The sequence below is a fragment of the Nocardiopsis sp. LOL_012 genome, assembly GCF_048060475.1.
GTDB lineage: Bacteria > Actinomycetota > Actinomycetes > Streptosporangiales > Streptosporangiaceae > Nocardiopsis.
This window is the reverse complement of record NZ_JBHMIV010000035.1, coordinates 34,230-55,176: the sequence shown is the minus strand read 5'-3', so window position 1 is coordinate 55,176 and position 20,947 is coordinate 34,230. Positions and strand designations below refer to the sequence as shown.

Genomic DNA, 20,947 nt, shown 5'->3' with positions numbered 1-20,947 from the left:
CGGCCACGGCGGGGTTCGGTCCGGTCTACGAGGGGCTGCACGCCACCGACGAGCGGGTGCGAATCGACACCCTCCCGATCGTGCAGGCGGTGTACGACCGGGCGGTGCGCACCCTCATGGCCTGAGCCGGGGGCGGGGGAGTGGTCTTGTGCCGGGGCCTTCTTCGGAGCCCCGGACGGTTCCGGTCACGTTTGAGGCCGCGTGATCGCTGTCCACGAGAGCGTCAGGACGGTCGGAGGCGATGGTCGGGGTCAGTTCCAGGTGCGGGTGGCGTTGACCTGTTCTTTGTCCCGCAGTGCACGGTTCAGGTCGATGCCTTCGCGGTTGGCGAGTGAGGCGAGGTAGATGAGCACGTCGGCCAGCTCCTCGCCCAGAGCGCCGACCGTGCTGATTGGGTCCACACTGAGCGAGGCACGTTTGCGTACCGCCTTGCACACCTCCCCGGTCTCCTCCGCCAGTTTGAGGGCCTGTTCGATGAGGGTGCTGTCGGAGAAGCCCCGTTCGATCTCCATCTGCGCCACGTACTCCTGGATCTCGGTCAGGGTCAGCGGGCGTTCCGGCAGTGGCTCCATGCGAGGGTCCCTTCTCGGTGGTGAAGAGTGCGGAGGCTATCAGCGGGGTGCGGGTGTTGGCGGGGGACGGGTCGGGTTGTGTTCGAGGTGTGGTTCAGCTTGCAGAACAGGAGTACGCCGAGTAGTGGGTGTGGCTTAATGATGAAGTTACTACCAGTCGGTAGATTTCAGGTTCCTGTCTGTAGTTGAAGTGGTTCGACGCTTGCTTCTGGGTGGGGTTGAAAAACTTTCCCGACATGGAATGCCATCGAGACAAGCGGTACATGAAACCTTGACCATTGAGTTGAACGTCACTCCTCCCGTGACTCGTGCACCCATTCTGAACTGCCATGATGTGGGCAGAGAGTCAGTCTCACAGGGGGTGTCTCTGGCTTCAGATCGTCCCCTCGGCGCCGGTCAAGCTGTCTGGGTGTCGAAAACTTCAAGGGGTAGAAGACCCTTGTCGCTGAATATTGCCACCACACGAAGGGGTTTCTGTAATGTTTCGCCTCCGAAGGCATCGGCTATTGTCCGGCCGCACGGTGGCAAACAGGGATCTTTACCTCCAATGCATGGAGAAGCTGGAATCCCTCCATCTCGAAAAAGATGAACCGAAATCCCTTCCGGAACTCCTGGAGCGCCTAGAAAACAAAAACGGCAGGCGAATCCAACTCCACCCCTGGAACGCCTACAGAAGCAAACTATGCGGGGCGTGGGTTGCGAGCGAAAACACCGACCACATCTTCTACGCCGACCTCACCTCCAGAGCACACCAGCGCCACATCATCCTCCACGAACTCGCCCACATGATCTGGGGCCACACACTCCTCAGCAATGATCAGGCCCTCACCGAGCTGTTCCCCAGCCTCCCACCAAGCGCCGTCCGCCGGATGCTGCTCCGCAAACGCGCACGCTACGACAGCGTCGAAGAACAGCAGGCCGAGATGACCGCCACCATCCTCGGCCAGCAGATCGACAGCCTCCCCCCACCACCCACCCCCCACGGACCCCTGCGCCGCCTCCAGAGAACCCTCAGCGGGAAAGAAGAGGAGCCCCGAATATGACCGCCCTGCTGGTCCCTCTACTCCTGTGGGCAGTGGTCGTCTGGCGTGCCCCCAAAGCACTCCACCACCCCAACCAGCGCCCCCTCGTCATCGCGTTCTTCTTCCTCGCGATCGTCACCACCGTCCGCGCCCCCCAAACCGAGACGCTCCTGCGCGGCCTCGACCTGGTCCTGCTGCTGACCGTCCCCAAACACCTTGCTGGGGCCGTCATGACAGCAGCCGTCCTAGAGTTCGTCGCACGGATGATCGGCCCCGCCACCAACAGGCGACGGTCCCGACACCAGCGGTATGCGTTCACCGCTCTCATGGTCACGGTCATGCTGGCCGCGCTGCCGTTCGTGCCCCGCGCCGAAGACGGCGACTTCGCGCTCGGAGTGGGCGGCAGCGTCCCCGCCCTCATCTACTGGGCGGCCTGGCTCACCCACCTGGGCACGATGCTCACCCTCGCCAGCCTGTTGTTCTTCCGGCAGGCGCACCGTGCGGGCTCGGAGTCGGCGTGGCGGCTCCAGGTCGGGCTCACCTTGAGCGGGGCCGGAACCACCATCGGTCTCGGCTATGTGGCGAACAAGCTTGCGTTCATGGTCGGCAGCTTCCCCGGAGGGCCGGGTGCCCCGTTCAGCCCGGACGCCACTGCGGCCCTCAACTCCGCGCTCCTCAACCTCTCCCTCCTCTTCGTTGTGGTGGGAACCACCTTCCCGGCGCCGTTCGTTGGCGCTGCCGCCTGCCAACTCCGGGACTTGCGCTCCCTGGCCGCCCTCTACCCGCTGTGGAGAGAAACCAGCCGAAACAGTCCTGACGTAGTGTTGACCAGGGCATTCTCGTCCCGCTGGGGTAGGAGCACACGGTTCTTCCTGTACCGGTGCGTCGTCGAGATCGAAGACGGCGTACTTGCCCTGCACGGCCACATGCAACCCGGCGTCGACGAAGCTGCCGCCAAAGCCGCACACGGCCTGTCCGCAGAAGACACCGAAGCGTTCATCGAGGCGTGCCGGTGGCGTGTCGCCCTGCGCGCCAAAAAGGGAGGCACACCCCGGGCCGACGTTGCCGGTGCAGCGCCCCCGGCAGAGGATGGCGCAGGCGAAGAATGGCTCACCCACGAGGTGCGCAGGCTGCGCCGGATCGCCCGCGCCTACCGGTCCCGGCCGGTCCGGACCCTTGCCGATTCTTTCCCGCTGCCCGCCACCCGACTTCAGGAGACCAGCCGATGACGACAACGACACCAGCACCCATCACCGGTAGCAGGGTGGCGCGTCTGGTCACCGAGGTGTGCGCCCCGGGCATCCTGGTGGTGGTCATCCTCGTCGCGGTGGGCTGGTACGCCGCCCCGGGACTCGTCGGGCTCGGCTGGGGGCTGCTGGCCGCGCTGTTCTGCGGCATCGTGCCCTACGGCATCCTCATCGCCGGTGCCCGTGCGGGCTGGTGGACCGACCACCATGTGGGGGATCGCAGACAGCGGCTCGTCCCCCTTCTGATCATCATCGCCTGCGTCGTGGCGGGTATTGCGGCTCTGGCCGTTCTGGGGGCGCCCGGGCCGTTGTTCGCTCTGGTCGCCGCGATGCTGGTGACGCTGTTCGCCACCCTCGGCATCACGGTCGCCGCCCGGTGGAAGATCTCCGTGCACACGGCGGTGGCCGGTGGTGTGGCCGTGATCCTGATGTTGACCTACGGGCTGTTCATGGCGGTCACGGTGCCGGTGGTCGCGTTGGTGGCGTGGTCGAGGGTGCGGCTGCGGGACCACACACCGGCCCAGACGGTGGCCGGGGCGGTGCTGGGGGCGGTCTTGGCCGGGGTGGTTTTCCAGTGGGTGGGCTGACCCGGGCCGGGGCAGGCCCGGGTCAGCCCAGGGGGCGCATCTGTTTCCGCCGGAAACAGGTTCGGAAACAGTCGTCCGCGCAATCCCGGATGATCCCGGTAAGAACCGGTAAACGAACCGGCGTCGCCTGGCCCCGCCGCCGGGCCCGGGGGTATGGATCACATGTTCGCTTCCAGTCCTCTGAACTGCCAAAACCTCAGCGCAGCGGCTGGCCGGTGACGGTGCGGCCGATGATGAGCTTCTGCACCTCGCTGGCGCCCTCGAAGATGGTGAAGATGGTGGCGTCGCGGTGCCAGCGCTCGACCGGGTACTCGCGGGTGTAGCCGTTGCCCCCCAGCAGGCGCAGGGCGTTCTGGGTGACGAAGGTGGCCGTCTCGCTGGCGTAGAGCTTGCTCATGGACCCCTCGGCGCTGGTGAAGGGCTTGCCGTTGCGGGCCATCCACGCGGCGCGCCACACCAGCAGGCGGGCTGCGTCGATGCGGGTGGCCATCTCCGCGAGCAGGAAGGCCACGGCCTGGTGGTCGGCCAGGGGGCGGCCGAACTGCTCGCGCTGGCCGGTGTACTCCAGGGCGTGCTCGTAGGCGGCGCGGGCGGTGCCCACCGCCATCGCCCCGACCGTGGGGCGGGTGGCCTCGAAGGTCTTCATCGCGGCCTGGCCCTTGGAGCTCTTGCCCTCGCGGGTGCGGGCGACGCGCTCGTCGAACCGCTCCTTGCCGCCGATGAGGTGGCTGCCGGGGACGCGCACGCCGTCGAGGACGACCTCGGCGGTGTGGGAGGCGCGGATGCCGTGCTTGGCGAACTTCTGGCCCTGGGACAGACCCGGTGTGGCGGCGGGGACGATGAAGGAGGCCTGGCCGCGCGAGCCGAGTTCGGGGTGGACGCTGGCGACCACGATGTGCACGTCGGCGATGCCGCCGTTGGTGGCCCAGGTCTTGGTTCCGTCGAGCACCCACTCGTCCTTGGCCTGGTCGTAGACGGCGCGGGTGCGGATGGCGGAGACGTCGGACCCGGCGTCGGGTTCGGAGGCGCAGAACGCGGCGACCTTGACGTCGTCGGGGGTGCCGAACATCTGCGGGGCCCACTCGCCGACCTGCTCGGGGGTACCGGTGTGGCTCAGGGACGCCGCGGCCAGGCCGGTGCCCATGATGGACAGGCCGATGCCGGGGTCGCCCCAGAACAGCTCCTCGATGGCCACGGACATGCCCAGCCCGGTCGGCTCCAGGCCCTGGGTGGCGAAGAAGTCGAGGGAGTACAGGCCGATCTTGGCGGCCTCCTGGATGACCGGCCAGGGGGTCTCCTCGCGCTCGTCCCACTCGGCGGCCGCGGGGCGGATGACGTCGGCGGCGAACCCGTGGACCCACTCCCGCATGGTGCTGAGGTCGTCGGAGAGTTCGAGGGAGAAGTCGGACATGGGTGGGGGCTCCTCGGTTCGGAACGTGGTGTGTTACTCATGAGTAGCATTCGCGTTTCCGCTTGTCCACACCATCCGGGAGAACACGCGGGAAGCCGCCGCTCAGTGCCCGGCGACGCGCTCGCGCAGCGCGTCCAGCGAGGTGAACCGGTGCCCCTGGAGGCCCAGGGCGGTGGCGGCGTCGACGTTGGACCGCCGGTCGTCGACGAACAGCACCCGCCCGGCCGGCACCCCCAGGCGCTCCAGCGCCCACGCGAACGCGGCGGGCTCCGGCTTGGCCCGGTTGATCCGGCAGGACAGGCCCAGGACGGGGAACAGGTCCAGCACCCGCCGGTGGTGCTCGCCGAAGTAGTCGGCCAGTTCGAAGGGGATGTTGGACAGCAGCCCCAGCCGCACCCCCTGCCCGGACAGGGAGGAGACGTAGTCCACCATCTCCTCGTCGACGCGGCGCCAGCTCTCCAGATCGAGGGCGATCAGCCGCCGCACCAGCCGCTCGTCGAACTCCGTCCCCAGCCGCTCCCCGACGCGCCTCCAGTACCCGGCGCCGTCGGTGTCGCCGCGGTCGTAGGCCTGGCGCGGATGCCAGTACGCCGCCCAGAACTCCTTTGGCGGCGCACCCACGGCCCGTTCCAGGGCGGTGCGGCCCTCCTCCGACTGGTCCCTGGCGATGACTCCGAACATGTCGAAGAGTACGGCGTCCACGCTGGCGTCTCCCGTCCCGGTCGTGATGGATCCCGGTTCCCCCGGGACGTGTCCCATCCTGCCCGCTCCGGCGTGCCGCCGCGCCCCGGGCCCGCCCCTCCCGGAACGCGTGGAGCGGCGGCGGCGATACTGGGCCCATGGACGACCCCACGCTCTCCCTGCTGCCCCTGACCACCACCGCTGAGGAGGGTGAGCACGGCGCCCCCGCCGCGCTCCTGCCGGTCGGCAGTCTGGAACAGCACGGCCCCCACCTGCCGCTGGTGACCGACACCGTCATCGCGTGCGTCCTGGCCCGGGAGCTCGCCCGGGCCCACCGGCTCCGCCTCCTGCCGCCGGTCACCGTCTCCTGCTCCCACGAGCACGCCGCTTGGCCGGGCACCGTCAGCATCTCCGCGCCCACCCTGCACGCCGTCGTCACCGACATCGCGGCCTCCCTGCGGGGGACGCCGCTCGTCCTGGTCAACGGGCACGGCGGCAACCACGTGCTGGCCAACACCGTCCAGGCCTCCGGCGGGGCCATGGCGCTCTTCCCCCAGGGCCACGAGTGGGAGGCGGCCCGGCGCGAGGCCGGGATGGCCACCGACAACGACACCGACATGCACGCCGGAGAACTGGAGACGTCGGTCCTGCTGCACACCCGCCCCGACCTCGTGCGGCCCGGCTGGGACGGAGCCGACCACGTCAGCGGCCCCCGCGACCACATGCCCACCCGGGGGCTGGCGCCCTACACCCCCAACGGCGTGGTCGGGCGCCCCTCACTGGCCGCCGCCGACAAGGGCCGCCGCCTCCTGGAGGCCCTCACCGCCGCCTTCACCGGACACCTGACCGCTCTCGGGGCTGCTGATCCGCGTCCCTGACCACGATCGATACCTCACGGGGCCGTGCGCGGTTCCGCCAGGCCTGCGCCCACCGCACGAGCGGCACCACCGCCCCGGGCAGCGCCGCCACCAGAGCCAGCACGCCGTAGACCACCGACACCGTGACGCCGGTCTGAGAGCCCAGGCCCGCCGCGGCGAAGGCCAGGGCGGTCACCGCCTCGCGCGGCCCCCACCCGCCCACGTTCACCGGCAGGCTCATCGCCAGCAGCGACAGCACCGCCAGCGGGACCACCTGGAGCGCCGGTGCGTCCGCCCCCGACAGGGACGCCGCGTACACGAACAGGGCCACGTGCCCGGCCAGCGCCGCCACCGACAGGGCCAGCACCGGGACGGCGTTGGCCACCACCCCGGCCCTGGTGTCGGCCGCCGTGTCCCGCAGCGCGAGCCACCAGCGCGGCCGGCGGGTCCGACCCAGGAACAGGACCGCCGCGCCCGTCAGGACCGCCGCCGCGACGACCCCAGCGGACACGCCCACGGCTCGCAGCCCCGGCCCGAACAGGGCCGTGGGCAGGACGAACAGCACACCGGCGGCGGTGGCCATCAGCACCACCTGGCCCGCGACGCGCTCCAGTACCACCGCGCGCACCCCTCGCCACAGGTCTCCCGCGTACCGGCCGTGGCTCACCGCCCGGTGCGCGTCGCCGAGCACCCCGGCCGGGAGCACGGCGTTGAGGAACACGGCGCGGTAGTAGTCGCCGACCGCGCGCGCGAACGGCAGCCGCAGGCCGACGCCGCGCGCCACCACCCACCAGCGCGCCGCGCTCAACACGGTGGTGCACACACCCGCGGCCAGAGCGGCCAGCAGGGCGGGGCCGTCCACGAGGGCGACCGCCCCGGCGAACGTCCCGGCCGGGAACCACGCCGCCACGGCCGCCAGGACCGCGGCCCCCGCGAGTGCGCGCAGCCACGCGCTCCGGTTCACGCGGTGCCCTCTCCGGGCAGGACCACCAGGTCGGTGTGGTGGACCACGACGCGCAGGCGCATGTGCGCGCACTCCGCCAGCCGCCGGTCCAGGTAGTCGCGCACCGGCAGCCCCGGCTCCTGTTCGGCGGCGGCCCGCACCCACCCGCGCAGCCACTGCTCGGTCAGGGCCGCCTGCTCCGGACCCAGCCGCCACGGGCTCGCGAACTCCTCCACACGCGCCCCCAGGCCCCGGAACACCTCGGCGGTGGCGTTCGCGGCGTCGGGGCCCAGGCGCCCGCCGCGGCGCTGGTGGGCGTCGAAGGCCCGGGCGATGTCCGCGTCCCTCGGGTCGGCGGGGGACAGCTCCACCCGGCCCGCCACCGACAGGGTCAGCAGGGCCGGGCAGCCGGCGCCGGTGACGGCTGCGGCCAGCGCCGCCACCTCGGCGCGGGTGAACAGGTCGAGCAGGGCCGAGGCCGCCACCAGCGTCACGCCCTCCAGATCGGCCGGGCGCAGCTCCGACAGCTCCCCCGTGCGGGTGGCGACCTCGGCGGCGGGCACGCTCCGCCGCGCCAGGTCCAGCAGCTCCGGGTCGCGGTCGAACAGCACCCAGCGCCGCGACTCGGGCAGGCGCGGCACCAGCCAACGGCCGAGCGATCCCGTGCCGCACCCCAGGTCGGCGACCACCCGGCCGTGCCCGCGTACAGCCTCCACCGCCCGCTCGGACCGCGCTCTGCCGTCCGCCTCCTCGCGCAGCGCCAGCCACTGCGGTGTGAACGCCGAAGTCCTCATCGTGCCCGTCACCGAGCCTCCCCGTCGGGTATCGCGGCCGCCGCGGGCCGCCCGTGTCCATCTGACCTGACCGGTCAGATGCACGGGGGCGCGCGGCGGTGCGATCGCATCCGCCGATGCGCCGGAACGCGGGTTCCGGGGCAGGGTGCGGGACCGGGGTCACCGACGCTGGCGGGCGGCCTCCGACGGAACCTCCTCCGCTTCCTCGCGCAGGACGATCACGGCCTTGGTCCGCTCGGGCAGTTCCCGGATGCTGTCGCCGGGTGCGACGTACCGGAGGGCCTCCGCGCGACCGTCGGCCTCGAACTCCTCGCACGAGTTGCGGACGATGAGGACGGGGAGTTCGGTTCCGTTGGTGAACCTGTAGAACTCCTGGTGGCGCTCGGGTGAGAGGGTCTCCTCCGGCACGCTGTGGCAGGATCCCGGGGCGGTGTCGGTGATGACGTGCTCGACGATGGCGACCTCGTGCCAGTCGACGACCTCGAAGGCCAGCGTGCCCTCCGCGGCGTGGGCGGGGGCGGCGATCGACAGGGCCGCGGCGCAGGCGGCGAGAGCGGTGGCGGCGGTGGAGCAGCGGGGCACGGTTCTTCCTTTCGGCATTGGGTTGATCACCCAGAGTGATATTGCGTGGTAGACACGTATCACGCGCCCCGCGGAGACACGTAGGGGAATCACCGGCCGCGCACCGGTCGGGCCGCGGATCGCTCCGCGTGCGCGGACGCGGTCAGGGGCGAGCCGCCCCGTCGAGCACCGCGGCCATCGCCTGCGCCGACCGGCCCCAGCCCGCCAGCTCCGGCCGCCGCAGGCGGGCCGAGGCGCGCAGCCGCCCCCGCAGCCCCGGATCCGTGCACCACCGGCGCAGCGCCTGGGAGAGCGGGCCGGCCCCGACCGGTTCGACGAGGATCCCGGGCAGGGAGCCGTCCGGGGCCAGTCCCAGCGCCTCGGGAACGCCGCCCACACCGAAGGCCGCCACCGGGACCCCGCGCGCCAGCGCCTCGGTCACGACCATGCCGAAGGTCTCCGCTCGGGAGGGCAGGACCACCAGGTCGGCGGTCGAGTAGGCCGCGTCCAGGTCCGCTCCGGTGAGCGGCCCCGCCATACGCACCCCGAGGCCCTCGGCCCGGGACCGCACGCGGTCGGCGTGCTCCCCGTCGCCGGGGCCCACGCACACGCACTCCCACGAAAGGCCCTCCAAGCGGGACAGGGCCTCCAGGAGCAGGTCGTGCCCCTTGCGCGGGGTCACCGAGGCCACGCACAGCAGGCGGCGGGCGCCGTCGGTCCCGGCCGCGAGCGGCGCGGGGTCCGTCCCCGGGGCCACGCACCCGACGCCCTCCAGACCGTGGTGGCGGCCCACACGCCGGGCGGCCCAGGCACTGGTGGCGACGGTGGCCGCGGCCGCCGCCAGGACCGCGCGCTCCCGCGCGTCCAGGTCCGCCGCCTCTCCGGCGGGCAGCCCCCACTCGTCGGCCAGGGGAAGGTGCACCAGGACCACCAGCCGCAGACGCCGGGCGTGGGGGAGGACCGTCTCGGGTACCCCGCAGGAGACCAGGCCGTCCAACAGCACGACCGCCCCGTCCGGCACCCCCTCCAGGACCCGGGCCAGGTCCGCCTCGGCGCCGGTGCCGGGGCGGGGCCAGGCGCCGGGCACCTCGACCAGGCGCACCGGCCGCCCGATCCTCCCCAGCGCCTCGGCGATGCGCGCGTCGAACGTGTTGCCCCCGCTGGGGGAGGACGGCGCGGGCACCACGAACGGCGTGCTCACAGGTCGCGTTCGTAGGTCGCCCACGCCACGTGCGACTCGTGCAGCGTGACCGAGACCCGGGTGAGGCCCCGCTCCCCCGCGCCGATCCGGTCGACGAGGCGGTCGGCGACCGCCTTGGCCAGGAACTCGGTCGAGGTGTTGACCCCGGCGAACTCGGGGTCCTCGTCCAGGTTCCGGTAGTTGAGGCCGGCGACCACGGCGGCCAGCTCCCCCGTCACCAGGCCGATGTCCACGACGATCCCGTCGGCGTCCAGTTCGGGGCGGTACAGGGTCGCGTCCACGACGAACGTGGCGCCGTGCAGCCGCTGGGCGGGGCCGAACACCTCGCCGCGGAAGCTGTGGGCGACCATCATGTGGTCGCGGACGGTCACACTGAACAAGGGGTGCTCCTCGAAGGTCGCGGGTGTCGGGTACCGGGGCCCCGGTACCCGCAGGCGGGTCTCAGGTGTAGGCGATGCGGTGGCACAGGGCGGGCAGGGAGCCGTCGGCCAGCCGAGGCAGCACCGAGGGCAGGTCCTCGAAGGGGCTCTCCCCGGTGACCAGGGCGTCGAAGGCCGGGTCCCGGAGCAGGCGCAGCGACAGGTCGAGCCGGTCGCCGTAGCCGTACCGGCCGCGCCGGGCGGGCGAGACCGTCCCGACCTGGCTGGCGCGCACGGTCAGGCGGCGGGAGTGGAAGCCCTCGCCCAGCGGCACGCGGACCCTGCGGTCCCCGTACCAGCTCAGCTCGACCACCTCCCCCTCGTCCGCGACCAGTTCCAGTGACCGGGCCAGCCCCTCCTCGGTCGCGCTGGTGTGGAAGACCAGGTCGCAGTCGGCTTCGGCCTCCCCGGGGGGCGCGAAGCCCGCTCCCAGGGCGCTCGCCGTCGCGGCCCGGCGCGGGTCCACGTCCACCAGTTGGACGCGGGCGCCGGGCACCCGTGCCGCCAGGAGGGCCAAGCAGCAGCCCACCATCCCCGCGCCGACCACGGCGACGCGGTCGCCCACCAGGACGGGCGCGTCCCACAGGGCGTTGACCGCCGTCTCCACGGTTCCGGCGAGTACCGCCCGCCCGGCCGGGACGCCGTCGGGCACGCACCGCACCGCCTCGGCCGGAACGGCGAACCGGGTCTGGTGCGGGTACAGGCTGAAGACCGTCCGCCCCGCCAGCCCGTCGGGCCCCTCCTCGACCACGCCGACGTTGAGGTAGCCGTACTTGACCGGACCGGGGAAGTCGCCCTCCTGGAAGGGGGCGCGCATCACGCGGTGCTGGCCCCGCGGAACGCCGCCGCGCAGGACCAGGGTCTCGGTCCCCCGGCTCACCCCGGAGTACAGGGTGCGTACCACCACCTCGCCCTCGCGCGGCTCCGGCACCACGGCCTCGCGGACCTCGCCCCGGCCGGCCCCGTCCGTCCAGAACGCGCGGGCGCGCCTCCCCTCCGGCATCACGCCTCCCCTCCCGTCAGGCCCGGTCGCCGGTGCGACCGCCACAGCCACACGGTGTCCCTGCCGAACGACCACAGCAGCGCGGCCAGCGCCGAGGCCACCGCGACGACCGAGAGCGTGTGCGCCGCGACCCCCGACGCCGCCACGGTCAGCACGATCCCCTGGGCGGCGGCCACCACCTTGCGGGCCGTGCTCGGGGGCAGCGGCGCGCGCAGGAACGGAGCGACCCGCGCCCCGGCCGCGAACAGGTACCGCAGGAGGCCGACGGCCAGCACCCACGGGCCCAGGTGCAGCGACACGTACGCGCTGAGCACCAGGATCAGGAAGGCGTCCGCCTCCATGTCGAACCGCGCCCCGAACTCCGAGGCGGTGCCGCTGCCGCGCGCCACCGCCCCGTCCACCAGGTCCAGCACGAGCGCGGCCGAGGCCAGCGTCACCAGGGCCCAGGCCGGGCCGCCGTCGACGGCCAGGGCCAGGACCCCGCCGCCCAGGACCGCCCTGGACAGGGTGACCCGGTCCGCGGTGCCCAGCACGGTGCGTCCCCGGCGGCGCATCGCCCACAGCAGCAGGCCCGTGAGCGCCGCGGCGTGCAGGGCGCCCGCCCCCCACCCCAGCGGGCCCAGGCCCGCCAGGGGGACGAGCGCCCACAGCAGGGCCGACTGGGCGACCAGTGCGGTCCCCGCCTCCCCGGCGGTCCACAGCGCCGGGCCGCGCGCCGTCGGCGCCCAGGCCCCTGCCATCGTGCCCTGCTCGCCCATAGGTCCCTTCGATCCGTCGCGGAAGCGGCCACACGGTGCGTGCCCGCCGGCCGGGTCCGGGAACCCGGTGCCGGGCGTCCGCGCCGCGCCGTTCAGGCGGCGGATCCGGTACCGCCGCTCATCCAGGGTGGATGCGGGGACCGAGGATTCTGTTCTGTGTGAGCAGGCGGCGCGTCGGCCCGACCTCCCGGACGGGGCCGTGCAAGCGGAGGTGGAAGGCGAGCCCCGGGTCGGCGCAGGAGGCGGCCAGGCGCAGAACCAGGTCGCCCGGGTCCACGATCCGCCGCAGGTCCGGGCCGGTGTAGGCCGCCAGGTCCGTGTGGACGGTGAACTCCACCCCGCTCTCCTGTCCAGGCTCCAGGTCCAGCCGGGCGTAGCCGATCAGCCGCCGCACCGGCCGGGTCACCGCCGCCACCGGGTCGCTCAGGTAGAGCTGGACGACCTCGGTTCCGCGCACCGGGCCGTCGTTGCGTACCGTGCACCCCACCGTCACCGCCCCGTCCGTGGGCAGCGCAACGGTGCCGTCCCCGGCGGGGCGGCCGTCCAGGAGCGGATCCGACCAGGTGAAACGGGTGTAGGACAGGCCGTGTCCGAACGGGAACAGCGGGGTGGGGTCCACCGAACTCACCTCGCTGCGCCCGGCCAGGGGCGGCCCCAGGTAGGTGGAGGGCTGTCCGCCGGGAGCGCGCGGAACCCCGAACGGCAGCCGCCCGCTGGGGCCGACCCGTCCCGTGAGCACCCCGGCCACGGCGGGACCGCCCTCCTCTCCGGGGAAGAAGGCCTGCACCGCCGCTCCCAGCCGGTCGGCCACCGCGCCCAGCGCGTAGGGCCGCCCCCCGCACTGCACCAGCACCACCGGGGTCCCGGTGGCCGCCACCGCCTCCACCAGTTCCTGCTGCACACCGGGAAGTCGCAGGTCGGGCGCATCGCAGCCCTCTCCGGAGGTCCCGCGGCCGAACAGCCCGGCCCGGTCGCCGAGCACCACCACGCACACCCGGGCCGCTCGGGCGGCCGCCACGGCTTCGGCGAACCCGGAGGTGTCGCCCCCGTCCACCCCGCAGCCGCGGGCGTACACCACGTCGGTGCCGGGCAGGTCGGCTCGCAGCGCCTCCAGCAGGGTGGGCACCTCCACCCCCAGGTCCAGCCCCGGGTGGGCCGTCCCCACGTGGCTGGGGAAGGAGTAGCAGCCCAGCATGGCCTCGGCGGTGTCGGCGTTGGGCCCCACCACCGCCACCGTCCCGCCGGGGGCCAGCGGCAGGATCCCGTCGTTGGACAGGAGGACCACCGACTCCTCGGCCAGGCGCCGTGCCAGGTCCCGGTGGGTCGGCGGGTCCAGGTCCACCTCTCCGGCGGCGGGGGGCTCGGGGGTCCAGTCGCGGTCCAGCAGGCCCAGCTCGCACTTCTGCCGCAGCACCCGCCGCGCCGCCCTGTCCACCAGCGCCTCGGGGACCTCGCCCGACCGTACCGCCGCCACCAGGGGGGCGCCGTAGCAGTGCAGGGTCGGCAGTTCGACGTCGACCCCCGCGGCCAGCGCCAGCCCCGCCGCCTGGGCCTCCGAACCGGCCACACCGTGCAGGGTGTGCAGGAAGGCGATGCCGAAGTAGTCGGCCACCACGGTGCCCGTGAAGCCCCAGTCCTCGCGCAACAGCCCGGTGAGCAGGGCGCGGTCGGCCGCGGCGGGCACCCCGTCGTTGTCGGTGTAGGAGTGCATGACCGACGCGGCGCCGCCGTGCCGCAGCGCCATCTCGAAGGGAGGCAGCAGCACGTCCGCCAGTTCGCGCGGCCCGACCGCGGAGGGCGCCAGGTTGCGGCCCGCGCGCGAGGCCGAGTAGCCCACGAAGTGCTTGAGCGTGGCCACCACCCCGGCCGAGCGGAGCCCGCGAGTGTAGGCGGCGGCGACCGTGCCCACGAGGTAGGGGTCCTCGGCGATGGTCTCCTCGGTCCGCCCCCACCGCAGGTCGCGGGCCACGTCCAGGACCGGGGCGAGCCCCTGGTGGACGCCCATCCCGCGCAGGGACGCCCCGATCTGCTCGGCCATGCGCTCCACCAGGTCCGGGTCGAAGGCCGCGCCCCAGGCGGGTGGGACCGGATAGACCGTGGCCTTCCAGGTGGTGAACCCGGCCAGACACTCCTCGTGCACCTGGGCCGGGATGCCGAAGCGGTTGGCCGCGGCGATCTCGCGCTGGGAGCGCGCCAGGGAGGCAGCCCCGGCCGCGGGGTCCACCGGGGCGGTGCCGAACGGCCGTGTGAGCTGCCCGATCCCGCCGTCGACGGCCTCCTCCCACACCGGCGGCTCCTCGACGAGGTCGTGCTGGTGCGGGGCTACGCCCTCGCCGCCGCCGTCGGCGCCCACCCACAGGCCGCGCAGTTGCGCGGCCTTCTCCTCCAGGGTCATCAGCCCCAGCAGGCGGTCGACGCGGTCGTCGGCCGACAGCGCGGGATCGCGCCACGGTTCGGCGGCCAGGGGTCGGGTACGGCTCGTCATCTGCCCTCTCTCCGTTCGGTGTGCCCCGGTTCCCGGGGCCTCGGTGGCGCTCGGGCGGGGCTACTTGCCGCCCACGCCCATCAGCCCGCGTACCAGGGAGCGGCGTGCCACCAGGTACACGAGGAAGATCGGCACCGTGGACAGCACCACGGCGGTGAGCAGGCCCGGCACGTCCACCCGGTACTCGCCCTGGAACTCGAACAGCCCCATCGTGATGAGCCGTTTGTCGTGCGACTGGGTGAGCACGAGCGGGAACAGGAAGCCGTTCCACGCCTGGAGCGCCGAGTAGACCGCCACGGTGCTCAGGCCGGGGCGCGAGAGCGGTACCACCAGCCGCAGGAAGGTGCGTACCGGTCCCGCCCCGTCCAGGGCCATCGCCTCGTACAGCTCCTCGGAGATGTCGCGCATCGACCCGACGAGGATCAGCATGCACACCGGCAGCGCGAACGCGGCCGTGGGCAGGACGATCGCGGTGAGTGAGTCGTACAGGCCCAGTTCCACGATGATCAGGTACACGGGGATGATCACCGCCTGGGAGGGGATCGCCAGGCCCAGGAGGAAGGTCCGGAAGACCCCGTCGGTCCACCGGGTGCGCGAGCGCACCACGGCGTACCCGGCGGTGGCGGACAGCACCGCGACGATCGCCACGACCGCGGCGGTCACGATCGCGGTGTTGAGGACGAAGCCGAGCAGCCCGTTCTCGACGGCGGTGGCGTAGTTGTCCAGGGTCGGGTCGGACGGAAGCGCCAGCGGCCCCTCAGCGGTGTAGTCCTCACCGCGCCGTACGGTCGCCACGAGCAGGACGTACAGGGGGATGGCGACGACGGCCAGCCACAGCAGGGCGCCGGCCCCGGCCAGCGGGTTGGGGCGGGTACGGCCGGGGCGCCGGGGCCGGCGGGTGCCCGGACGCGCGGTCCGGCGCCGGAGGGTCGCGGTACTCACATTCCCTCCCGGGTGCTGCGCATGGTGCCGAAGCCGGTGAAGCGGACGAGCAGCAGGGAGGCCACGGTCGCCGTCACCACCAGGGTGAGGGCCACGGCGCTGGCGTAGCCCAGCTCCCAACTGCGGAAACCGGCGCGGTACATCAGGAACGGCACGATGGTGGTGTCGGTGCCGGGCCCGCCGCCGGTCAGGATCAGAACGGTGTCGAAGTAGGTCAGCGACCCCACCACCATGAGCACCGAGGAGGTGGTGATGGTGTGCCGCAGTTGGGGGAGCGTGATGTGCCAGAAGGAGCGCACCGTGCCCGCTCCGTCGATGCGCGCCGCCTGGTACAGCGAATCCGGGATCTGGCGCGCGCCGCCCTGGTAGAGCAGCATGTGCAGGGGGATGAACTGCCAGGCGGTGACCAGGACGATCGCGGCGAACGCGCTGGTGGAGCCGCCTAGGACGTCCACCTCCCCCAGGCCCAGCCGCGGACCGAGCCAGGCGAGCGGACCGAAGTTGGGGTCCAGCAGCGCCCGCCAGATGATCGCGATGGCCGCGGAGGACAGCAGCAGCGGCAGGAAGAAGACGGCCGAGAGCACGGCGCGGTTGCGCTGCGGGCCGGCCGCCCACACACCGAGCAGGAGGCTGATGGGGGTCTGGATCGCCCAGTTGAGCACGGTCAGCACCAGGCTCAGGAGCACCGCCTTGTGCATGAGCGGGTCACCCGCCAGCCGTTCCCAGTGGTCCAGGCCGATGAAGCGCGGGGACCCCAGCCCGCCCCAGGATGTCAGGGACAGGTAGACCACCAGCACCATCGGCAGCGCGGCGAACACCGCGAAGAACAGCAGCGCGGGCAGGGCCCAGGCCCCGCCCGGCCTGGCGACGCGGTGCGCGGTGCGCACCCCGCCCCGGCGGGCGGGTGCGGTCGGCGGCGCGGCGGGCCGGGCGGGGCCTTCGGGGCCGTTCACGGGGGTTCCGTGCGCGGCGGTTGTCGCGGGGCGGGTCACAGGGCGGCCAGGGCGTCGACGAACTCCTCGGGCGTGCTCTGGCCGTTGAAGAGCGACTCGATCTCGGTGACCATCGGCGTGGCGATCTCCGGCGGCAGCGCCTGGTCCCAGGAGAGCTGGAAGTGCGGGGCGTCGCGCACCATCTCGTACTGGTAGGCGGCGAACTCGGGGTTGGGGCTGTCGGCCACGGCCTGCTCGGCGTCCACCGTGGTCGGCACCTCGCCGTTGGCGACCATGTCCGCCACGTACTCCTCCCGCGCGGTCTCGCGCAGGAACTGCAGGGCCTGCTCCGGGTGGGCGGTGTCGGCGCTGACGGAGAAGTAGTTGGTGGGGTTGCCCACCACGTTGGCCGGGTCGCCCTCACCGCCGGGCAGCGGGGGGAAGGCCGTGTAGCCCAGGTCGGACTCGGCGAAGGCCGGTGCCTGGTCCAGGTGGGTCGAGTACTCCCACGAGCCCATCAGGTGCATGGCGGCCCGGCCCTCCGACAGCAGGGTGGAGGCCCCTCCCTCGGTGTAGCTGACCGAGGCGTAGGCGTCGCCGAAGGCGCCGCGCTCCACCAGGTCGCGCACCATCTCCGCGGCCTCCAGGACGGCGGGGTCGCGCCAGCCCGCCATGTCGCCGTCGTCGATGCGCCCGAACACCTCCGGCCCGCCGATGCGGTCCACCAGGTACTGCAGCCACATCTGCTCGGTCCACGGGTCGGCCCCGGCTAGCGCGAAGGGGGTCACCCCCTCCTCGGTGAAGGTGTCCACCAGGTCGAGGACGTCCTGCCAGGTCTGTGGCGGTTCTGCGCCGGCCTCCTCGAAGACGGCCTCGTTGTAGAAGAGGATGACGGGCTGGGTGCCGCGCAGCGGGATCCCGTACTGGACGCCGTCGACCTGTCCCGACTCCAGGACGGAGGGGATGAAGGAGGCGGCGAAGTCGGGGTCCTGCTCCATGAGGCCGTCCAGGGACATGAGCATGTCCTGCTCCACGTAGGGCTCGATGCTGCCGGCGCCCCAGTTGAAGAAGACGTCGGGCTGCTCGCTCGACCCCATCGCCGTGCGCAGCCGCTCCTCGTAGTTGTCGCCGGGAACCTCGTCGATCACGGCCTCGACCTCGGAGGACTCGTTGAAGCGCTCGACGGCGGCGTCCTGCACGACGACGAGCGTGTCCTGGTACATCCACACGTGCATGCGCTCGTCGGCGCCGCCGCCTCCGCAGGCGGTGGCGGCGAGCAGGGCCAGAGCTGACGCGCCTGCTGCGGCGAATCGGGGGGTGTCCATGGCCGACCTTTCGAAACTATCGGAAGTTCTTTCGAAATCGTGAGGCCAGAATTTACGCCCATGCAACGGAGTGCGTCAAGGGTGGAAACCCCGGCGGCCGTACGCCCGCGGGGCGGGGGAGGGCGTAGTATCAGGCGGCGTGAGTGCAGATCCCGCGTCCGACTCCGGACAGGAACCCCTGTCGGAGCCGGTCACCATCTCGAAAATTGCGGAAGCCGCCGGTGTCTCGGTGCCGACCGTCTCCAAGGTGCTCAACGGCAGGGCCGACGTGGCCGCGCGGACCCGTGAGCGCGTGGAGGAACTCATCCGCCGCCACGGCTACCGGAGGCGGCGCGGCCCCGGCGGCGGCCGGTCGTCCATGATCGAGCTCGTCTTCCACGAACTCGACAGCGCCTGGGCGATCGAGGTCGTCCGCGGGGTGGAGAACGTCGCGCGCGCCGAGGGGCTGAGTGTGGTGCTCACCGAGTCGGGCGGGGCCCAGACGCCGCGCGAGACCTGGGTGGACGCCGTCCTCGCCCGCCAGTCGACCGCGGCGATCCTGGTCTTCTCCGACCTTGCGCCCGAACAGCGCGCCCGGCTCACCGCGCGCGACATCCCCTTCGTGGTCGTGGACCCGGCGGGCGACCCGGGCCCGGACATGCCCGCGGTCGGTTCGGCCAACTGGAACGGGGGGCTCGCCGCCACCCGCCACCTCATCGAACTGGGGCACCGCCGCATCGCGGTGATCGGGGGGCCCCGGCACGTCCTGTGCAGCCGGGCGCGCCTCGACGGCTACAGCGCCGCGCTGGACGCCGCCGGGATCGCCCTCGACCCGGAACTGGTCCGCCACGGCGACTTCCACGTCGAGAGCGGACGCGACCGGGGGCGGGAACTGCTCCGGCTGGAGGAGCCGCCCACGGCGGTCTTCGCCGGCAGCGACCTCCAGGCGATGGGGGTGTACGAGGCCGCCCGCGAACTGGGTGTGCGCATCCCCGAGGACCTCAGTGTCGTGGGCTACGACGACCTGCCCGTGGCCCGGTGGACGGGGCCGCCGCTGACCACGGTGCGCCAGCCCCTCACCGAGATGGCGGAGGAGGCCACCCGGATGGCCCTCGCCCTCGCGCGGGGGGAGCGGCCGGCCAACCTGCGCCTGGACCTGGCCACCGACCTGGTCGTCCGTGCCAGCACGGCCGCCCCGCGGTGAGGGGCCGCCCGCCGGGTGTGGCCCCGTCCGGGGTGTCCTACGCGCGGGCCCTGGGGACCGCGCCGTCCAGGTGCGGCAGGTCGTGCCCCAGCCGGTCGCGCTTGGCCGTCAGGTAGGCGAGGTTCTCCGCCCGGGCCGGGGGCAGCACGGGCACCCGCGCGGCCACCTTCACCCCGTGCTCCTCCAGCTCCCGCGCCTTGTCAGGGTTGTTCGACAGCAGCCGCACCGACCGCACCCCCAGGAACCGCAGGGCGCGTGCGGCCGGGCCGTAGGAGCGCGTGTCCACCGGCAGGCCCAGGGCCGTGGCCGAGTCGACGGTGTCCAGGCCCTCCTCGTCCTGGAGTGTCATGCTGCGCACCTTCTCCAGCAGTCCGATGCCCCGGCCCTCGTGTCCGCGCAGGTACACCAGGACCCCGCGGCCCTCCGCGGCGATCGCGTCCAGGGCCTCCCGGAGCTGGTCGCCGCACTCGCAGCGCAGGGCCCCCAGGGCGTCGCCCGTCACGCATTCGGAGTGGAGCCGGACCAGTACCTCCTCGCCGTCGCCGAGGGACCCGGACAGCAGTGCCAGGTGCTCCGCCCCGTCGACGGGGTCGCGGAAGGCGAGGGCGCGGAACGGGCCGCTGCGGGTGGCCAACTCGGACTCGGCGGTGTTCGCGGGGTCGATGTCGTGTTCGTGCATGCTCTCCCTCATCCGCCCGGTGCCCGCCCGTTCCCTTGTGGAAACCTTGCCGGGCTACGGGCAACCGGCTTCGGGGTGTTCGATGGCGGCCCCGCCCCGAAAGGTTCTGAGGTCCCTCGAACGGTGTGCCGCACGGGTGGTAGCCCCGGGGTGCCGGGGACAAGGCCGTTACGAATGGGTCATATGACTGGCTTGTCTGGTTCATTCGCTCGCAATGCCCCCTCGTTAGCGTGCGATGCGCAACGAGGACGCCGCTGCGCGCGTGCGGGCCTTCCCCCGACCCCAAGCGATGGTGTGCAAGATGATGAGAAAGCGACTGCTGCTCGCTTCGATGACGTGCCTGGCGCTGACCGCCACCGCGTGCGGCGGCGGCAACGGCGAGGACACCGCGGACTCCGCGGACGGGGACCGGCCCGACACACTGGTCCTGACCCTGACCCCCTCCGCCGAGCAGGGCGAGCTGATCGAGTCCGCCCAGCCCCTGGCCGACATGCTCGAAGAGCGCCTGGGCATCGAGGTGGAGCCCAACGTGCCCACCGACTACGCCGGTGTGATCGTCGCCCTGGAGTCCGGACAGGCCGACATCGCGGGCGGACTGGGCCCGCGCCAGATGGTCCAGGCCGAGGAGCAGGCCGGCGCCGACCTGGCCCTGCAGTCCGAGCGCTACGGCAGCACCATCTACGTCACGCAGTGGTTCACCAACGACCCCGACACCTACTGCGAGACCGACCCGGTGGACGTGGACGGCTACCTGTTCTGCAACGGCGTGGAGGAGGCCACCGACCCCTCCGAGGGCCCCATCGCCGCCGACACGGTCGAGAAGGTGGCCGGCGCCAAGGTCGCCTTCGTCGACTTCGGCTCCACCTCCGGCTACGCAGTCCCCTCCCTCCAGCTGCTCAATGCCGGGGTCGACCCGGAGGAGGACATCGAGCCGATCTTCGCCGGCGGCCACGACAACTCCGTGCTCGCCGTCCTGGAGGGCGACGCCGACGTCGGCGTGTCCTACCAGGACGCCCGCCAGGACGTGGCCGACCAGGCCCCGGAGGTCGGCCAGGAGGTCGTGGTCTTCGGCTGGTCCGAGCCCATCCCCAACGACGGCTTCGCCCTCAACGGCAACCTCCCCGAGGACCTCAAGCAGGAGATCAACGACGCCCTGCTCGACATCATGTCCACCGAGGAGGGCGCCGCGGTCATGGGCGAGCTCTACAGCATCGACGACCTGCTGCCCATCGAGTCCTCCGACTACGACGTCATCCGCGAGCTGGAGGCCGAACTCGGCGACCGGCTGGAGGAGTAGCGGCCCCTGCGGACCCGGCCGCGTCCCCGCGACGCGGCCGGGTCCCCC

General features: G+C 72.7%; 21 protein-coding genes. 6 read left to right on the top strand and 15 right to left on the bottom strand.

Annotated features, from left to right (window positions below):
* Positions 1–251: 251 nt before the first annotated feature.
* Positions 252–572, bottom strand: a complete 321-nt coding sequence (locus tag ACFHWE_RS19520; protein WP_416603118.1) for a MazG nucleotide pyrophosphohydrolase domain-containing protein — start codon at positions 570–572, stop codon at positions 252–254.
* A 551-nt stretch (positions 573–1,123) separates the two neighbouring features.
* On the opposite strand from ACFHWE_RS19520, the gene ACFHWE_RS19515 reads away from it, so the two are divergent.
* Genes ACFHWE_RS19515 through ACFHWE_RS19505 form a run of 3 tightly spaced genes read left to right on the top strand, consistent with a single transcriptional unit; the run spans position 1,124 to position 3,428 of the window.
* Positions 1,124–1,615, top strand: a complete 492-nt coding sequence (locus ACFHWE_RS19515; protein ID WP_416603117.1) for a hypothetical protein — start codon at positions 1,124–1,126, stop codon at positions 1,613–1,615.
* Positions 1,612–2,823, top strand: coding sequence for an MAB_1171c family putative transporter (locus tag ACFHWE_RS19510; protein ID WP_416603116.1), 1,212 nt, complete (start codon positions 1,612–1,614; stop codon positions 2,821–2,823). The genes ACFHWE_RS19515 and ACFHWE_RS19510 overlap by 4 nt, the downstream gene beginning before the upstream one ends.
* Positions 2,820–3,428, top strand: a complete 609-nt coding sequence (locus tag ACFHWE_RS19505) for a phosphatase PAP2 family protein (RefSeq protein ID WP_416603115.1) — start codon at positions 2,820–2,822, stop codon at positions 3,426–3,428. The genes ACFHWE_RS19510 and ACFHWE_RS19505 overlap by 4 nt, the downstream gene beginning before the upstream one ends.
* A 196-nt stretch (positions 3,429–3,624) precedes the next feature.
* Here the strand turns inward: ACFHWE_RS19505 and ACFHWE_RS19500 are convergent, their stop codons facing one another.
* Both ACFHWE_RS19500 and ACFHWE_RS19495 read right to left on the bottom strand, forming a co-directional pair.
* On the bottom strand, positions 3,625–4,839 hold the full coding sequence (locus ACFHWE_RS19500; protein WP_416603114.1) for an acyl-CoA dehydrogenase family protein: 1,215 nt from the start codon (positions 4,837–4,839) through the stop codon (positions 3,625–3,627).
* Between the two features lie 102 nt (positions 4,840–4,941).
* Positions 4,942–5,541, bottom strand: a complete 600-nt coding sequence (locus ACFHWE_RS19495; RefSeq protein ID WP_416603113.1) for an HAD family hydrolase — start codon at positions 5,539–5,541, stop codon at positions 4,942–4,944.
* 137 nt (positions 5,542–5,678) lie between these two features.
* Here ACFHWE_RS19495 and ACFHWE_RS19490 point away from each other — a divergent pair, with 137 nt between their 5' ends.
* Positions 5,679–6,398, top strand: a complete 720-nt coding sequence (locus tag ACFHWE_RS19490; RefSeq protein WP_416603112.1) for a creatininase family protein — start codon at positions 5,679–5,681, stop codon at positions 6,396–6,398.
* On the opposite strand, the gene ACFHWE_RS19485 is transcribed toward ACFHWE_RS19490, so the two are convergent.
* The 11 genes from ACFHWE_RS19485 to ACFHWE_RS19435 all read right to left on the bottom strand — a co-directional run bounded on the left by ACFHWE_RS19485 (position 6,352) and on the right by ACFHWE_RS19435 (position 17,740).
* Positions 6,352–7,341, bottom strand: a complete 990-nt coding sequence (locus ACFHWE_RS19485; protein ID WP_416603111.1) for a lysylphosphatidylglycerol synthase transmembrane domain-containing protein — start codon at positions 7,339–7,341, stop codon at positions 6,352–6,354. The two genes, ACFHWE_RS19490 and ACFHWE_RS19485, sit on opposite strands and share 47 nt — an antisense overlap.
* The gene (locus tag ACFHWE_RS19480) at positions 7,338–8,114 is read right to left on the bottom strand and encodes a class I SAM-dependent methyltransferase (RefSeq protein WP_416603121.1); all 777 of its coding nucleotides are present in this window, start codon (positions 8,112–8,114) and stop codon (positions 7,338–7,340) included. The genes ACFHWE_RS19485 and ACFHWE_RS19480 overlap by 4 nt, the downstream gene beginning before the upstream one ends.
* A 159-nt stretch (positions 8,115–8,273) precedes the next feature.
* The gene (locus ACFHWE_RS19475) at positions 8,274–8,696 is read right to left on the bottom strand and encodes a hypothetical protein (protein WP_416603110.1); all 423 of its coding nucleotides are present in this window, start codon (positions 8,694–8,696) and stop codon (positions 8,274–8,276) included.
* 142 nt (positions 8,697–8,838) lie between these two features.
* Positions 8,839–9,876 (bottom strand): glycosyltransferase family 4 protein, encoded by a 1,038-nt coding sequence (locus ACFHWE_RS19470; protein ID WP_416603109.1) that lies wholly within the window; start codon positions 9,874–9,876, stop codon positions 8,839–8,841.
* A complete protein-coding gene (locus ACFHWE_RS19465; protein ID WP_416603108.1) occupies positions 9,873–10,256 on the bottom strand; it encodes a 6-pyruvoyl trahydropterin synthase family protein in 384 nt (127 codons plus the stop codon). The genes ACFHWE_RS19470 and ACFHWE_RS19465 overlap by 4 nt, the downstream gene beginning before the upstream one ends.
* Positions 10,257–10,317: 61 nt before the next feature.
* Positions 10,318–11,298 carry a zinc-dependent alcohol dehydrogenase gene (locus ACFHWE_RS19460; protein ID WP_416603107.1) on the bottom strand — a complete coding sequence of 327 codons (981 nt, stop codon included), beginning with the start codon at positions 11,296–11,298 and terminating at the stop codon, positions 10,318–10,320.
* Positions 11,298–12,056, bottom strand: coding sequence for a CDP-alcohol phosphatidyltransferase family protein (locus tag ACFHWE_RS19455; protein ID WP_416603106.1), 759 nt, complete (start codon positions 12,054–12,056; stop codon positions 11,298–11,300). The genes ACFHWE_RS19460 and ACFHWE_RS19455 overlap by 1 nt, the downstream gene beginning before the upstream one ends.
* Before the next feature lie 118 nt (positions 12,057–12,174).
* The gene (locus ACFHWE_RS19450) at positions 12,175–14,541 is read right to left on the bottom strand and encodes a beta-glucosidase family protein (protein WP_416603105.1); all 2,367 of its coding nucleotides are present in this window, start codon (positions 14,539–14,541) and stop codon (positions 12,175–12,177) included.
* A 60-nt stretch (positions 14,542–14,601) separates the two neighbouring features.
* On the bottom strand, positions 14,602–15,483 hold the full coding sequence (locus ACFHWE_RS19445) for a carbohydrate ABC transporter permease (RefSeq protein WP_416603104.1): 882 nt from the start codon (positions 15,481–15,483) through the stop codon (positions 14,602–14,604).
* Complete coding sequence (locus ACFHWE_RS19440; protein WP_416603103.1) at positions 15,480–16,436, bottom strand: carbohydrate ABC transporter permease; 957 nt, start codon at positions 16,434–16,436, stop codon at positions 15,480–15,482. The genes ACFHWE_RS19445 and ACFHWE_RS19440 overlap by 4 nt, the downstream gene beginning before the upstream one ends.
* 35 nt (positions 16,437–16,471) lie before the next feature.
* Positions 16,472–17,740: an ABC transporter substrate-binding protein gene (locus tag ACFHWE_RS19435; protein ID WP_416603102.1), complete on the bottom strand. Its 1,269-nt coding sequence runs from the start codon at positions 17,738–17,740 to the stop codon at positions 16,472–16,474.
* A 178-nt stretch (positions 17,741–17,918) separates the two neighbouring features.
* Between ACFHWE_RS19435 and ACFHWE_RS19430 the strand changes: the two genes are divergently transcribed.
* A complete protein-coding gene (locus tag ACFHWE_RS19430) occupies positions 17,919–18,923 on the top strand; it encodes a LacI family DNA-binding transcriptional regulator (protein ID WP_416603120.1) in 1,005 nt (334 codons plus the stop codon).
* A 37-nt stretch (positions 18,924–18,960) separates the two neighbouring features.
* On the opposite strand, the gene ACFHWE_RS19425 is transcribed toward ACFHWE_RS19430, so the two are convergent.
* A complete protein-coding gene (locus ACFHWE_RS19425) occupies positions 18,961–19,602 on the bottom strand; it encodes a GTP cyclohydrolase II (RefSeq protein ID WP_416603101.1) in 642 nt (213 codons plus the stop codon).
* Between the two features lie 301 nt (positions 19,603–19,903).
* On the opposite strand from ACFHWE_RS19425, the gene phnD reads away from it, so the two are divergent.
* Positions 19,904–20,899, top strand: a complete 996-nt coding sequence (gene phnD, locus ACFHWE_RS19420) for a phosphate/phosphite/phosphonate ABC transporter substrate-binding protein (RefSeq protein ID WP_416603100.1) — start codon at positions 19,904–19,906, stop codon at positions 20,897–20,899.
* Positions 20,900–20,947: the final 48 nt, after the last annotated feature.